A 16,093-nucleotide genomic window follows, 5' to 3' on the forward strand; every position below is an offset into this window, starting at 1 on the left:
ATATTTTGTTGTTCGCCACAATGTGGATAAGTATGTTTATCAACGCCCAAGAAATAGCAATTAGTTTATATAAACATAGCTGACAATGGAACCAATTATCGAACACATCCGGAGCTGCATTCCCCGACGAGCGGTTTGAGCAAAATAAACGGCTATCGTTTCTGAAATTAGCGATGTCACTAATGCGCATTAAAAAAAGTATAGCTATATACAGATTGCGTTTTTTCGGTAAGTATGTTGCAGTCTGAATCTGTGCGACTTTCAGTTAATTGTTCCGGTCGGCAAAAGACTTATCATCCCCCCGGGATAAAAATTGCCATTCTATCGGTATTTTTATCGGGAAGTCTGCATCTTCTTTCCAAACCAGTCCATCTGTAAACCCATGCGATCAAACTCCCTGATGAAAGTTACATTGTTGCTGATATGGCTATCGGTTACAAGTCTGCACCTGCATGCTCAGGAAATTCCTTACGGTAATAATCCGGCAGCAGGAAAATATATTGTACTCAACGGGATACGGCATTACTACGAGACTTATGGCGCAGGTCCCGCACTACTGCTGATTCATGGCAATGGTACTGCCACCAAAGGATGGAAAACACAGATACCCTATTTTGCTCAGAAGTACACTGTGTATGCTGTCGATTGCCGCGGGCGTGGCAAATCAGACATGGGAACGGATACACTCACCTACGTACAGCAGGCTGAAGATATGGCCGCTTTTATCAGAGTGATGCATCTTGATTCTGTAAATATTATCGGCAAGAGCGATGGTGCGATTGTTGCGCTTCTGATGGGAATTTATTACCCTTCCCACATCAAAAAAATAGTAGCTTTCAGCGCCAATTTATGGCCGGATTCCACTGCACTTTACGATAGCGTTATTCATAAAATACACCTGGACCGCCTTGCAGCCGAAGAGAAAATCCGTCAGAAAGACACAAGCGATAATTGGGAAATGGTGCGGCAACGTATGCGGCTGATGGAGTTTCAACCGCACATTACCGCAGCGGATCTGGGCAGAATAGCGGTTCCGGTGCTGGTTATATCAGGTGACCGGGATGTGATCAGGGAGGAACACACTTTGTTTATTTATAAAAGCATCCGTTACGCCGACCTCTGCTTTCTGCCCGGTGAAAAACATGAAGTGCCTAAAACCAATCCTGCGTTATTTAACCTGCTTACGGACAAATTCCTTTCTGAACCTTTCAGAGACACATCGATGAGATATTGATGTTACTGCTTTTGTAGCATCATAGCACCCAGCGACTGAACTTCGTCGCGAACGCATACCAGATAATTACCCGGAAGCAGTGAACGCAGATCCAGTTGCGTGAGCACCTGTACGCAGTCATTGTTCAGAACGAGGCGACCTGTTATATCATACACCATCACCGTATAGTTCTGTCCGGCAGTACAATTGAGTGTAATCGTTACGACATCTGTTGCAGGATTGGGCTGTAATGAAAAAAGACGGCCTTTGGGTTGCTCTCTGATCTCAAGCGGAATAAACTGCATCTTCTGCAGAAAAAATCCACTGATGCTGGTGCCGGAAGACAACACCGATGTGTCAAAAAAAATATCATTAATAAAGTTCCCGGAATTATAGAGTGTATTGCCGGGACCGACAATAATCGTTCCGGCAAAGTCGTCGCTATACCCGCCCATACTCTTTGCCCACTTCGTTTTACCATTTGGGTCAAATGATGCGACAAAAATATCCGACGTACCGGGACTGGAAAACAAATATGTAGTACCGGGTGGATCGAAATTTACAGAACCTGAATAAGATCCCTGCACATGACTGTTACCCAGCGAATCCACCGCCATGGAAAGATTCGATACTGCGGTGCCGCCTGCACCCCTGACCCACAAAAAATTTCCGGAACTGTCCCATTTGAACACACACGCATCAGCGCTTTTATAAGATGCCGTCTTAAGGGCGGATACAGCAGGTGAGGGATCAAAATCAATTGAATCAGCAAATTGTCCTGTACCATAAAGATTGCCTGCAGCATCCAGCCCCACCGACCATACCACCAACGAAGCTGCACCTGATCTGTCTATCTGCTTTACCCAGCTATATGCGCCTTTATCATCCAGCTTAACTACAAATACTCCGCTACCGCTGACTGTGAACACACCTGCATCCGGATCGAGATCAGTTGTTTCACTGAAAACACCGCAGCAATACACTTCCCCATATTTATTTACCGCAAACGACAGCAGAGATGCTGCGCTGAGTGCACCGATCCTTTTTACCCAGATAAACGAACCGTCTTCCCGGAGTTTCAATAGAAAATTGCCCGATCCGGAAAACCGTGCACCTGGCCCGTATGGATCAAAACTTACCGAATCGCGGTATTGGCCGATCACATATATGTTGTTGTCCGCATCGGTCCCGATCGTCCGGGTAGTGATATTACCGAAAAACGTCCTGGCCCAGTTGAAGGCGCCGTTGCTATCTAACTGCAGCACAAATGCACTGCGCCCCGCCCAACCGGATTTCAACTCGCGTACTAACGGACCGGCATCGAAATCAACGGTGTCGTTAAATGCCCCCGTAACACATATACGGTCTTTATGATCCGTAGTCACAGAATTACCGATATCATTTTTAGCTGCGACACCGAATTGCTGGCTCCAGAGAAAATTTCCGTCCGGATCTGTTTTAGCAATGAATATGTCCAGACTGTCACCGGTAGTCATCGTATATACTGCCGACGAAGGGTCAAAATCGACTGCGCCCCTGAAGACCCCGGTCTGGTAAACATTTCCATGCGCATCGGAGGCCAGGGATTCGCCGTAAGAATTTGCATCAATACTATTGGCCCATATATGTTTGGGTGTCTGGCCGGTAGCAGCAATGGTTATCTGGTATAATGTAACCAGCAGTAGATATTTTTTCATTGCTCTGGCTTAAGGGTTATGTAACAAACATAGAATATTCAAATATATAAACTATCGTGGTAAAAGCAACGCCTGTCCGGAATAATCTGTCCCTTTTAGTAATGCACTGTTTTTATTTCCGGATTCTTTTTCCGCTTACGGCAGCGGGCATATAAGGATTGTAGGGGAACTGCCGCTGGTGTTATGAATGACAATGCTGTATACTCATTCGATGGTAAAACATTCAGCCCTTTCGATTTCATTGACTTAAAAGCACAAAAAAGCCGGCACCTGTATAATCACAGGCACCGGCTTCCTCATGAACTGCTATATTCAACGATTACTGTTTCACCGCACGTTTGTAATACACTTTATCCGCTACTTTCAGTACAAAGAGGTACACTCCGCTTGTCATACCGGTGCCGTCTATGTTCACCGTATAGGTTCCCTGTTCCTGCTGAGCGTTCACCAGGGACGCCGTTCTTTTACCGGTAACATCATACAGTTCCAGTGTTACGGCTGCATTTCCGGAGAGAGCATAACTGATGCTCGTATGGGTTGTGAATGGATTCGGAACATTCTGCTCCAGCGTAAATCCATCGGCAGATGTCAGCACATTTGTGGAATCGTCTTCAATCATACGTCCCGTAGCGGTAGCCACATCCCGGCTCAGGACTAAAAACCACGGCCAGTCCATGCTGGGAATTACAATATCCACGCGTTTATCGCCATCAATATCGCCAGTTGCTGAGTAAGTAGGATAATTGTTGATAGGTATATCAATTCTGGGTCCAAACGAACTTGCGTTTAATGTCCCGCCCGTAGATATATTGCGAAAAATCGACATTGAATACCACGAAGGAACTATCAGATCCGGCTTTGCATCTCCGTCAACATCACCGATCACTACATCTGCCAAAGCCCGATAGCCGGATATTCTTTCCCGCGGTGCAAAGGCATTACTGTCAAAAATGCCGGATACATATTTATTCCGGAACAGAAATATGGAATCGTTCAGGTCACCTGTAAGCGTTATATCAGGTTTCCCGTCTGCATTCAGATCGGCCAGTGAAACACCGTGCATAGGTGCTATTCCTGTGTAAATATCTATCTTCGGAGCCAGCGAAGTGCTGTTGAAACGCCCGTTGCCCACATTACGGAATATGGAAATGTTTTGACCCGCCTCATTAACAACAACGATATCCGGCTTTTTATCCCCGTCCAGATCGCCGACAGCACATTTCACCGGACCATTTCCGGTACGGAATTTGAACGGCGCGCCGAAAGAACTGCTGTCCATCGTTCCGTTAACGCCATTGCGGTAGATCACAAGACAAGAGTCTTTTTCATCTACCAAAATAATTTCCGGCTTGCCATCCCCGTCTAAATCGGAAATCTCTGCACCTAAAGGTGTCCTTGCACCACCTCGGAGTTGAATTCTATCCGCAAAAGATGAAGATGTAATCGTTCCGGGTGTACTCTGGTTGCGATAAATGTAAAACCTGCTCGCCTGCCCAAAAGTAGCTACCACATCCGGCTTGCCATCCCCGTCCAGGTCTCCGCTCGCTAGATTGGTGGGAGATACCATGCTCCCAAAACCAACCGGAGGGGCAAATGAAGCCGCAGAGATATTGCCGCCGGTGTGAATATTCCGGTACACAACAAAATTATTATTCCATACCAGACCGATGATCACATCTGAGGCGCCGTCGCCATCCACATCGGTAACGATAGCCTGATAGCAGTATGGATCTGTTGCAAAGCTTGCCTGTTTGCTATAATCAATCGTACCCGGTGTATTCGTGAAAGTCGGCACAAAAGCCGAAGTGTACTGGGACGAAAGCCGGGACACCGTGTTCAACACCTGTATATTGCTGAATGTAGCTCCCTTCGGTACTGTAACCGTCAACGATGTATTGCTGCCGGAAACCGGTGTCGCTGCTGTGGCGCCAAACCACACTTTGTTATTAGACGGAATCGCGTTAAATCCCTTGCCGGTAATGGTAACGGTACTGCCCACTTTACCGCTGAGCGGGGCGATCGAGTTGATAAAAGGTATATCGTTTGAGCGCAATACAGACAGCATACCCGATGTATAACTCGTGACGGTCAGGTCCCCGCGACCATCTCCATCCAGGTCACCTGCATACAATCCGTACGCTTCGTTCACACGAAGGTAATTACTGCGAACCGACAGAGAAGAGGCGCCGATGCTTCCGCTGTTCGCATTGTTGAGCAATACGCTCAGTGAATTTGAGGCAAAGTGACTGGTTACGATATCACCTTTGCCATCGCCGTCTGCATCTGCAATAGTGACATTATACGGAACACTGCCCAATGCAAAGTCGGCCTTTGCTGCAAATGAACCGGCAGTAACAGCGCCCGCAGCACCCGTATTCCGAAGTATGGATATTGATTGGGATACCTGGTTCGCAACAATCAGTTCCGGACGACCGTCTCCGTCAATATCACCAGTGATCGCAGAAGATGGACCGTTGCCCGTGGCAAAATCTACTGCCGATGCAAAAGAAGAGGCGGTAATGCTTCCCGCAGAAGCCGTATTACGGAACACCGAAATCGTGTTTGCATTATAGTTAGGAACAATAATCTCCGCTTTGTTATCGCCATCAAGATCACAGCTCGTCAAACCCGCTGCAGGATAAGATCCGGCAGGATAATCCACCCGCGAGGCAAAAGAAGCAACGCTGATCGTGCCGCCCGAGGCTGTATTGCGGAACACAGAAAAGCTGCTCCAGTTGCGGACTGCAACATCCGGCCTTCCGTCACCGTCGAAATCAGCAACTGTAATCCCGCCCGGAGAACCGTCAGTAGCAAAATCAATACGCGGTGCAAAAGACGCCGCAGTAAGTGATCCTGCCGTCGCAATATTGCGGAATACAGACAACTTGTTGGTAATGCTGTTGATCACAATAAGGTCCTGCTTCCCGTCTCCATCTATATCCGCAATTGCGATACCGGACAATGATGTGCTCATGGCAATCTCCGACTTCGAACTTAAAGAAGAAGCGGTGAATGAGCCACTGACAGACGTGTTCCTGTAAAGTGCAATTGCAGACTGACCGATGCTGGCCAGGTCCGGCTTGCCGTCTCCATCCAGGTCGGCTGATGCTACTGCTTTGGGCAGCAATGGCCCCATAGTGCTCACGGGAGACAGATAATCCACACTTCCCGCACTACCGGAAAAGCCCGGCAGAAAATAGCCGGATGCATGCTGCCCCTGCAAACCCGAACCCTGGTTCAGCACCGTGATACGGCTGTAATTCGCTCCGGACGGAACACTTACCGTAAGTGAGGTTCCGGTGGAAGACACAGGAACCGCAGCCGTAGCGCCAAACCATACTTTATTCAGACTCGCAGTTGTATTAAAACCGCTGCCGCTGATAACAACGGTGCTACCTGTAATGCCGGTCACCGGACTTACAGAACTTACTACCGGCTTCTGCGCATGGAGCGCGTAAGCGCTTGCTGCAAGCGCCAGAAAAATCATAAATTGCTTCTTCATATTTTTTAAAATTTGGTCAATAAATGGCTTCGGTTTATAAAGGCTCTCTTCGGTTAGCTTTTATTGGCGTAGTCCGTCGATGTAGCTCGCAGCAAAGGTGCGCACAGGAAAAGCCGGCACCTGTATTTTCACAGGCACCGGCTTACAGCCTGACTAATGAAATTATATCCGGCAATTACAGTTTAACTGCACGTTTGTAATACACTTTATCCGCTACTTTCAGTACAAAGAGATACACGCCGCTTGTGAGGTTTGCACCATCAATATTCACCGTATATTTTCCCTGCTCCTGTTGAGCGTTCACCAGGGACGCCGTTCTTTTACCGGTAACATCATACAGTTCCAGTGTTACGGCCGCATTTCCGGAAAGGGTATAACTGATGCTCGTATTGGCAGTGAATGGATTCGGGACATTCTGCTCAAGTGTAAATCCATCGGCAGATGCCAATGCATCAGTGGCATCACCTTCGATCATGCGCCCGGTAGCAGTAGCCACATCCCAACTGATGATCATGAGGGTTGTGGATTTAACTCCGGGAGCAACGATATCCGGACGTTTATCACCATCCATATCCACTACAGACAGGAAGCCCGGGCTGATATCCAGTGGAAGCGTAAGCCTCGCTGCAAATGATGCAGGAGTGATCGTACCGGTAGTAGTCGTACGGAATACGGAAACAGAGCTGATTGTGGAAATTACCAGATCCGTTTTACCGTCACCGTCCATGTCTGCAATTTTCACACCGGTATAAGGCAAGGGAGAGTACAGGCGTACCTTAGTTCCGAAAGAACTTGCGGTGAGACTTCCCGCAACAGCAGTATTGGGGAATATGATCAATGAGTCTTTTTCGCCATGAAAAGCCATCTCAGGCTTTCCGTCGGCGTTCAGATCACCAATGGCCATTCCAGCCATTTTCTGATCTCCTGTAACGAAGTCGACCTTAGCCGCCAGCGAACTGCTTGTAAAGGCACCGTTAGCGATGTTCCGGAATACAGAAACTGTTTTCTGATCCCTGTTTACGACTACCACATCCGTTTTCTTATCGCCGTCAAGGTCGGCTGCAGCAACAAGCAATGGAAAGGCACCGGTTACGAAACTTACCGGGGCAGCGAATGACCTGCTGTCGAATGTACCTTTGACCATGGTATTGCGGAATACAGAAATGCCCATATCGTATGCTTTTGTAGCAATAATTTCCGGCTTACCATCCGCATCCAGATCGCCGATTGTCACATCGGTCGGGAAAGACACAGTCAGATCCAGTTTGGTAGCGAATGACGCAGCAGTGATTGATCCGGGTGTACAGTTATTACGGAAGACAGAAACCTTGCTGCCCAGTCCGTCTGCAACAATCAATTCGGGTTTACCATCGCCGTCCAGATCGCCGGCAGTTACAATAAGAGGCGCCAGGAACAGTCCGAGATCTACCTTAGCGGCAAGAGAACCGGCAGCAATATTTCCGCTGGTATGGGTATTGCGGAAGATAGAAATGGTCTTACCATCCACATTGCTCGTTACCACATCCTGTTTGCCATCGCCGTCGAGATCGATGACAAGTGCATTGGTTGGGTTGTTTCCTGTGGTAAACTTCGTCTTCTGCGTCAGTGCGATCAGGCCCGGAACCCCGGTGAACGCAGGCATAAAATTCGCGGTAGTGTATTGTGTGGAAAGCGCGGTAGCACTATTTAAAACACCTACCTGACTGTAAGTTGCTCCTGCAGGAACATTTACGGTCAATGATGTATTGGTAACGGAAACAGGTGTCGCCGCCGTGGCGCCAAACCATACCTTATTGTTGGCAGGATTCGCGTTGAAACCGGTACCGGTAATAGTGATGGTGTTGCCCACCTTCCCCGTAAGCGGTGTGATACCACTGATGAAAGGCACATCATTCGCGCGTAACAATGAGAGGGTACCGGATGAATAGTTTGTCACAGCGAGGTCCCCGCGGCCATCTCCGTCCAGGTCACCGGCATATAATCCGTAGGCTTCACTCGCAGTAATATAATTGCTGCGTACCGACAGGGAAGACGCACTGATGCTTCCGCTGCCTGCATTGTTCATCAATACACATAATGAATTCGCGGTATAGTGAGTGGATACGATATCACCTTTACCATCACCATCAACATCGCTGATAGCAAGACGGTAAGGTGCACTGCCCAGCGCAAAGTCGGTCTTGGCAGCAAACGAACCGGTAGTAATAGCGCCTGCAGTAGCTGTATTCCGCAAAACCGAGATCGACTGGGATACCTGGTTCGCGACAATCAGCTCCGGACGCCCGTCCCCGTCAATGTCACCGGTGATGGCGGTATTCGGACCGTCGCCTGTAGCGAAATCCACTGCTGACGCGAAAGAAGAAGTGCTAATGCTGCCTGCGGAAGCGGTGTTACGAAACACAGATACGGTATTTAACCTGTAATTGGGTACAATAATCTCAGCTTTGTTATCACCGTCGAGATCGCAACTGGCGATTGCTGTTTCAGGCAGTGAACCGATAGCATAGTCCACACGGGCAGCGAAAGAGGAAGAACTGATCGCGCCGCCTGATGCTGTATTGCGGAATACGGAAAAAGTGCTCGCATTGCGGATGGCAACGTCCGGTTTACCATCACCATCAAAATCGGCGATGGTAATGCCCGCCGGATACCCGTCTGTGTTGAAGTCCACCTTTGCTGCAAAAGATGCGGCAGTCAGTGAACCGGGAGTTCCGATATTACGGAACACGGATAATTTGTTAAGGGTATTGTTGATTACCAGCAGGTCTTTCTTTCCGTCACCGTCAATATCTGCAATTGCGATACCGGACAACGACGAGCTCATAGCAATGTCCGACTTCCCGCTCAGAGATGAGGCTGTCAACGAACCGCTGGCAGCTGTATTCCGGAAAAGGGAAATAGTTGTTCCATTGATACACACGAGGTCTGTCTTTCCATCGCCATCCAGGTCGGAAGCCGTTAAAGTCTTGGCCGAAGACAATGCGGTGAAACTTGCAGGCAATTGGAAATCCACGCTTCCTGCATTACCGGTAAAGCTGGGCAGAAAATACCCGAATGCATGCTCTCCCTGTAATCCGGAGCCCTGGTTCAGCACGGCGATGTGACTGTAATTGGCACCAGCCGGAACATTCACGGTGAGCGAGGTACTGGTGGCGGAAACAGGTGTTGCTGCCGTAGCGCCGAACCACACTTTGTTCAGGCTGGCGGTAGTGTTGAATCCGCTACCGCTGATAACAACAGTGCTGCCTGTAATGCCGGTCATCGGATTTACCGACGTCACTACCGGTTTTTGCGCATGCAGGGCATAGGAGCCCGCCGCAAACGCCAGAAAAGTCATAAATTTTCTCTTCATTCTTCTAAAATTTGGTGATCAAAAAAATTATCGCGACAAATGTATAAGAAGAAAACTCACTCTTTAAGCAGCACAAAATGAATACCTATATATTTTTAAAATCGCATAATTAATGCTGTTATATAAAACATTTACTGAATATAATATACGCTTTTAAAACTATTTGACATTGAAAACGCTAGCTACTTGCAGTAACCGTATGATTCAGGAAATATTCCTGGAAATAAAATTTTAAAAATCTGAAAGTGACTACAAAAATATATGTTTACCTCTTTTTGCAATTCTCATTAAATCAATTGGTTATCCGGCCAAAAATGCCGCACACAATGACCTATAAAACTGGCTAACAGCTGTTTAAAACAAAAAGAAAATAGGCGATGGGACATCTGCATTGCAGAAACCGGAATGATCCGTAAGGTCCTGAACGGACTACGAGTTTGTCTGTATGGCAACAAAAAAGCCCGACCATAGTCGGGCTTCAAAGCTGGCGGAGAGAGAGGGATTCGAACCCCCGGACCTGTAACAGTCAACGGTTTTCAAGACCGCCGCATTCGACCGCTCTGCCATCTCTCCGCTGCAAAAGTAATCAACGAGAATGATTTACAAAATCTTTTTCCGCTTTTCTCCATATATTTTTCACCCTCATGTTTTTTAACACTGTGATAAGCCTTTCCTGCACACCTTTGGGTCATATTTGCCGTATATGCTTCTAAAACAATTGCTATGCTGAAAAAGATGCTTGCCGCCGCATGTGTGCTGTTACAACTTGCCGCCTGCGGTCAGAAAAACCATGTTGAACAATCTAAAACTTTCTCAAAAATGAACGAATCCCAAGCCAACCCAAACCATGATGCCGCACACACTTCCATCGCTACCTTCGGAGCCGGATGCTTCTGGTGCACGGAAGCACAATTCCAGCAATTGAAAGGAGTGACTAAAGTCGTATCCGGCTACATGGGTGGCACCGTTAAAAATCCGACCTATAAAGAAGTATGTACCGGCAATACCGGCCATGCGGAAGTAACACAGGTAACCTTCGATCCGTCTGTAGTATCTTATGATGAACTGCTGGCAGCTTTTTTCGTCAGCCACGACCCTACCCAGCTGAACCGTCAGGGTAACGATTACGGAACACAATACCGCTCCGCCATTTTCTACCACAACGAAGAGCAAAAGGAAAAGGCAATGCATTACATCAAAGCCCTGAACGACGAGCATGCCTATCCTTCGCCGATTGTTACGGAAGTAACGGCCGAAGAACCTTTTTATCCTGCAGAGGATTATCACCAGGATTATTACAATCAGAACGGTTCGCAACCCTATTGCCAGATGGTGATACAGCCCAAACTTGAAAAGTTTAAAAAAGTATTTAAAGACAAGCTGAAGTAAGCGGTAAAGATTTTTCTGTTTCGTTAAAGCGCACTCCTGCAGTGCGCTTTTTTATACCCGAAACCCCTAGATTTGTTCGACGATAAACTAAGTATTATGGCAACAAAGCTGATCGCTGAAAGCGGGTCGACCAAAACGGACTGGGTGCTCCTGCGTAATGGAAAAATCCTCGAACAGATCAAGACAGATGGTTTCAATCCGAATCTTCAGTCAGCGGGCGATATCGTTGCCGCACTGCAACAGCAATTGCAGCTGAAGCATAAGCCGGACGAAATCTTTTTTTACGGGGCGGGCGTCAATTCGCGCATTACCGGCCTGCTCGTAAAAAATGCACTCAAGGCTTTCTTTCATACGACCAAAATATCCGTTGAAAATGATATTCTTGCGGCAGCACGCGGGCTCTGTGCAAATAAGAAAGGAATGGTCTGCATTCTGGGCACCGGATCGAACGCTTGCTATTACGACGGGAAAAAGATCAGGGAGCAGCTTGCGTCACTCGGATTCATTGCCGGCGATGAAGGCAGCGGCAACCATATGGGCAAACGGATTCTGCAACACTACGCCTACAATACTTTCGATGCCGAACTACGCCAGTATTTTGAAGAACACTTCGGCAACGATCTCAATGAAATCATCACCCACCTGTATAAACAACCGTTCCCCAACCGTTACCTGGCTTCGTTTGCTCCGCTGCTGGCCGACAACCGCGGGCATTTCATGGTGGAAAATATTATCGAAGACTGTTTCAACGACTTCTTCCATCATCATTTATTGAAGTACCGCCAGAGCTGGCGCAACCCCATTTATTTTACAGGTTCTATCGCTTACACCTTTTCAGATGTGATCCGCAACCTTTGCGATCAGTATGAATTTGAGCTGGGCACGATCGAAAAAAATCCGATGAAGGGCCTGATCGCTTATCACAAGTAAATCATCAGAACAGCGTCTGCTCTTTTCCCGGCACTTTTAAGGTGAGTTTCAGTTCTTCGTTCAGCCTGCTGATAAAATGCGTGGCCAGCAGCGGCGACTCTACCTCTATATTCTGATGCACAAAAAAGTACAGTTCCTGTAACCCTTCCTTTTTCCATATTTTCAGACGTTCCACCCAATCATCCAGTCGTTCTTTGTCGCTGCTGTGATTGGCGCCCACATACCGGATAAAAGCAACCGGAGTGGTGAGTCGCATATGCAGCAGATCACGGCGTCCGGCCGTATCCACTATAATATTGGTAGTACCCAGCTGTTCCAGTAAACCGCAATACGCATCAAACACAGCTTTATCGGAAAACCATTGCGCATTACGGACTTCCACCGCTAAAGGAATTCCTTTCGGGAAAGCTTCCAATACGCCTTTAAGTCTGTCAAAATCTTTTGGTGCGAAATTGTCGTGCAATTGCATAAACACCATACCCAGCTTTTCTTCAAAATGGCTTACCGCATCGCAATACAGTTCCAGCGGTTCCGCAACGTTGAGCAGTCGCTTGAAGTGTGTAACGGTGTTCGTGATCTTCGGAAAAAACCGGAACCCGGCAGGAGTCTTTTCTTTCCAGGTAGTTACCTGTGCAGCATCCGGCATACCATAAAAAGTGGCGTTCAGCTCAATGGAATTGAACTGCGTGGAATAATACTGCAGTTCATCTTTGGTACCTCTCGGGTAAAAGCCTTTCAGATCTGCACGATTCCATTTTGCACACCCCACATAGGCCTGCAGTGGCTCTTTTATCTTACGTGTACGGAGCAATTTTACCGTGGCGGGATGATCTGCAGGCAATGTGAAATCCACCAGCGAAGGATCAGCAACTTTTCCAAATTCCATATAGCAAATATATCGCTTTTGGCACGGCGGCTGCGTGAGGTTCATAAGATAAATTGATTGCAGGTGCCGTAAGAATACCGCATCTTTACAGCCAAACAAGCCAAGCCAATGGAACAAAGCCAGATGCAAAGACGCCTCGGACTCGCACAAGCCACCGCCATCAATATGATTGATATGGTGGGTATAGGCCCGTTTATTACCCTGCCGATGGTGATTGCACTGATGAATGGCCCTTATTTCCTGTATGCATGGATATTGGGCGCTGTATTGTCGTTTGTAGATGCAATGGTGTGGAGCGAACTCGGAGCGGCGTTCCCGGAAGCCGGAGGATCCTATCAATTCCTGAAACGCGCCTACCATGCCGAAAAAGCCGGGAAGATGATGAGCTTTCTGTTTGTGTGGCAGACGATGATCCAGGCTCCGCTCGTAATCGCATCTGCAGCTATCGGCTTCGCCTCTTATTTCTCGTTTCTGGTTCCGCTTTCGCCGTTTCAGGCCAAGGCCGTAAGCGGATCGGTGGTGATATTGATCGTCCTTTTGCTTTACCGCAATATACAGTCGATCGGCAAGATCAGCGTCGCACTCTGGATCGGCGTATTGGCCACGATGTTCTGGATTATCGGCGGCGGACTTGCGCATGGCAATTTCCTGGCCCCACTGAAAGAAATGAATTCAGGATTGCAACTGAATTATGCGTTCATCGCATCGCTCGGTTTTGCAAGTGTAAAAACCGTATACAGCTATCTGGGTTATTACAATGTGTGTCATCTCGGAGCAGAGATCAAAGACCCTGCAAAGAATATTCCGCGTTCTATGTTCTTATCCATTGCGGGCATCGCCGTACTGTACCTGAGTATGAACATAAGTGTCGCAAGTGTGATTCCGTGGCAGGTAGCCAAAGACAGTGAGTTCGTATTGAGCCTGTTTATGCAGCAACTGGCAGGCGATACGGCTGCCACTGTGCTCACCTGTCTGATCCTCTGGGTGGCGTTTGCATCTGTATTTTCCGCCACCTTGGGTTACAGCCGCATTCCTTATGCCGCCGCAAAGGACGGCGCTTTTTTCCCGATATTCGCGAAACTGCATCCGACGAGGCAATTCCCGCATATTTCCCTGCTGGCCCTTGGCATTGTCGCTTTCTGCTTCAGCCTGATGTTTAAATTAAAAGAGGTGATCTCTGCAATACTGGCCATGCGCATCATGATCCAGTTTATCGGACAGGCGATAGGCCTGACGATGCTGCGCCGGAAAAAACAGCATGTGTTTCCTTATAAAATGCCACTCTACCCGATTCCCGTCATTCTTGCGATAGTGCTCTGGGCAGGTATACTTATTTCCACGGGTTTAAAACTGATTCTGTCGGGTATCATCGTGATCGGAACAGGTATGGTCGTATATCTTATAAAAGCAAAGCGCTTATCCGAATGGCCATTCGATAAGCGCTGATATAACCGGAGCTCACCCCCTGTTTATATAAATACTTCACCGGCCATCATCATAGCCTCGGCAAATGCCGCGCGATCAAGCTGCACCGGTAATTCCATCTGTTCGCACCAGTGTACGAGCTGTTCCGTAGCAATATTACCTACGAGTTCGTCTTTAGCCATCGGGCAACCGCCTATGCCTTTCAGGGAACTGTCGAACATGCGGCACCCGGATGCATAAGCCGCATCAAGCTTTTCCCGCCAGTTGTCCGGAGCAGAGTGAAAGTGTGCCCCGATCTGCAATTGCGGAAACTCCGGTATCAGGTGCCGGAATATGTAATTGATCCCCTGCGGCTCCGCAACACCGACCGTGTCCGCCATAGAAATAACGCCGATACCCAGTCCGCTCAGTCGCTGCACCCAGTCGATAGCGATCTGTGCATTGTACTCATCACCGTATGGATTTCCGAAACCCATGGAGATGTAGACTACAAGCTGTTTCCCATGCTGTAAACAAAGTTTCTGGATTTCTTCCACCTGACTGAGCGACTCGGCAATTGTTTTGTTGGTATTGCGCTTCTGAAAGGTTTCGGAGATGGAAAAAGGAAATCCCAGATATGTGATCTCATCGAATGCACAGGCTTCTTCGGCTCCCCTTGTATTAGCAATGATCGCCAACAGCTTGCTCCGTGTGCCATCGAGTTTCAATCCGGCCAGCACTTCCTTCGTATCTGCCATCTGGGGAATTGCCTTCGGGGATACAAATGACCCGAAATCCAGCACATCAAATCCCACCTTCAATAGTTGATTCAGGTAGGCTATTTTCTTATCTGTAGGGATAAAATGGTTCCATCCCTGCATGGCATCCCTGGGGCATTCCACCAGTCGGAGCGGTGTATGTTGCATGGCGCTACTCTTTAATTTTTTCGAGAAACAAAGCTAAGCCTTTCCGCTTTTCGGCATCAAGGCGATAGCAAATATTATCATTATAGTAAGTTTTCAGCGAGTAATACGGAACGGCATACTGATCCGCAATTTCGTCGATATGGTCCAGTCCCATACGGTTCGCCTCATTAAAGCGGTCGATGAAATCTTCCGGTAACGGCTTATTCGCCACCCAGGCCGCAAACACAAAAGGCAGACCTGTCAGTTCTGTCCAGGCTTTAGAGAGATCGTAATTATAGGGAAAATTAGGTAATTGCTGCAGGGCGCGATCACCAATGATCACCCCCGCCCTGTTTCCCCGGATTTCTCCGATAAAGTTTTCGGACGCCGGAATAAAACGTACCGGCTTTTTCCAGTGTTCTTCAAACAATAAACGTGTGAGCCGCACCGAAGTACGCGACTGATAGTCCAGGATCACTTCTTCAATTTCTGCCATCGGCACCTGGCTGAATACGGCCACGGAAACCACATTTGCTTCGGCTGCAATACCATAATCGCTTACGATATGCGCACCGGGGATCTCCTGCATTGCTGCCACGGGCAGTAAGGCCACATCTATTTCGCCATCCCGCAATTGCCGGGCAAGCTGGGAAGGATAAGCGGTGCTGAGTTCGATATAATCAATTACGGGAGGACGGGAAAGTCCATACAACAAGGGTTTGGTATTGAGGTAGCTAACAGCTCCAACTTTTATTTTGTCTGCCAACAGGTTACATTTGTGCGCAAATATAGTCTGCCATAGCGGATAGAAAGAC

10 protein-coding genes and 1 tRNA gene are annotated in these 16,093 nt (G+C 48.0%); 4 read left to right on the forward strand and 7 right to left on the reverse strand.

Annotated elements, in window-relative coordinates; translation table 11 throughout:
• Positions 1–400: 400 nt before the first annotated feature.
• Entirely contained in the window at positions 401–1,234 is an 834-nt protein-coding gene (locus tag ABD846_RS08370) for an alpha/beta fold hydrolase (RefSeq protein ID WP_344825184.1), read from the forward strand.
• 2 nt (positions 1,235–1,236) lie between these two features.
• Here ABD846_RS08370 and ABD846_RS08375 read toward each other — a convergent pair whose 3' ends face one another.
• From ABD846_RS08375 to ABD846_RS08390, 4 genes are all read right to left on the reverse strand, one after another.
• Positions 1,237–2,910 (reverse strand): T9SS type A sorting domain-containing protein, encoded by a 1,674-nt coding sequence (locus tag ABD846_RS08375; protein ID WP_344825186.1) that lies wholly within the window; start codon positions 2,908–2,910, stop codon positions 1,237–1,239.
• 319 nt (positions 2,911–3,229) lie between these two features.
• Entirely contained in the window at positions 3,230–6,412 is a 3,183-nt protein-coding gene (locus ABD846_RS08380) for an FG-GAP-like repeat-containing protein (RefSeq protein ID WP_344825189.1), read from the reverse strand.
• Between the two features lie 175 nt (positions 6,413–6,587).
• Positions 6,588–9,764, reverse strand: a complete 3,177-nt coding sequence (locus tag ABD846_RS08385; protein WP_344825191.1) for an FG-GAP-like repeat-containing protein — start codon at positions 9,762–9,764, stop codon at positions 6,588–6,590.
• A 485-nt stretch (positions 9,765–10,249) separates the two neighbouring features.
• Positions 10,250–10,337, reverse strand: a tRNA-Ser gene (locus ABD846_RS08390).
• Positions 10,338–10,487: 150 nt separating this feature from the next.
• Here ABD846_RS08390 and msrA point away from each other — a divergent pair.
• Positions 10,488–11,153, forward strand: coding sequence for a peptide-methionine (S)-S-oxide reductase MsrA (msrA, locus tag ABD846_RS08395; RefSeq protein WP_425568026.1), 666 nt, complete (start codon positions 10,488–10,490; stop codon positions 11,151–11,153).
• A gap of 96 nt (positions 11,154–11,249) precedes the next feature.
• On the forward strand, positions 11,250–12,083 hold the full coding sequence (locus tag ABD846_RS08400) for a BadF/BadG/BcrA/BcrD ATPase family protein (protein ID WP_344825194.1): 834 nt from the start codon (positions 11,250–11,252) through the stop codon (positions 12,081–12,083).
• A 4-nt stretch (positions 12,084–12,087) separates the two neighbouring features.
• Here ABD846_RS08400 and ABD846_RS08405 read toward each other — a convergent pair whose 3' ends face one another.
• The gene (locus tag ABD846_RS08405) at positions 12,088–12,969 is read right to left on the reverse strand and encodes a DUF72 domain-containing protein (RefSeq protein WP_344825197.1); all 882 of its coding nucleotides are present in this window, start codon (positions 12,967–12,969) and stop codon (positions 12,088–12,090) included.
• Between the two features lie 108 nt (positions 12,970–13,077).
• Here ABD846_RS08405 and ABD846_RS08410 point away from each other — a divergent pair, with 108 nt between their 5' ends.
• Positions 13,078–14,415, forward strand: a complete 1,338-nt coding sequence (locus ABD846_RS08410; RefSeq protein ID WP_344825200.1) for an APC family permease — start codon at positions 13,078–13,080, stop codon at positions 14,413–14,415.
• Positions 14,416–14,438: 23 nt separating this feature from the next.
• On the opposite strand, the gene ABD846_RS08415 is transcribed toward ABD846_RS08410, so the two are convergent.
• Both ABD846_RS08415 and ABD846_RS08420 read right to left on the reverse strand, forming a co-directional pair.
• Entirely contained in the window at positions 14,439–15,299 is an 861-nt protein-coding gene (locus ABD846_RS08415; RefSeq protein ID WP_344825202.1) for a hydroxymethylglutaryl-CoA lyase, read from the reverse strand.
• 4 nt (positions 15,300–15,303) lie between these two features.
• Positions 15,304–16,044, reverse strand: a complete 741-nt coding sequence (locus tag ABD846_RS08420) for a menaquinone biosynthetic enzyme MqnA/MqnD family protein (RefSeq protein WP_344825205.1) — start codon at positions 16,042–16,044, stop codon at positions 15,304–15,306.
• Positions 16,045–16,093 lie beyond the last annotated feature (49 nt).

It is taken from the genome of Rurimicrobium arvi, assembly GCF_039540495.1.
GTDB lineage: Bacteria > Bacteroidota > Bacteroidia > Chitinophagales > Chitinophagaceae > Rurimicrobium > Rurimicrobium arvi.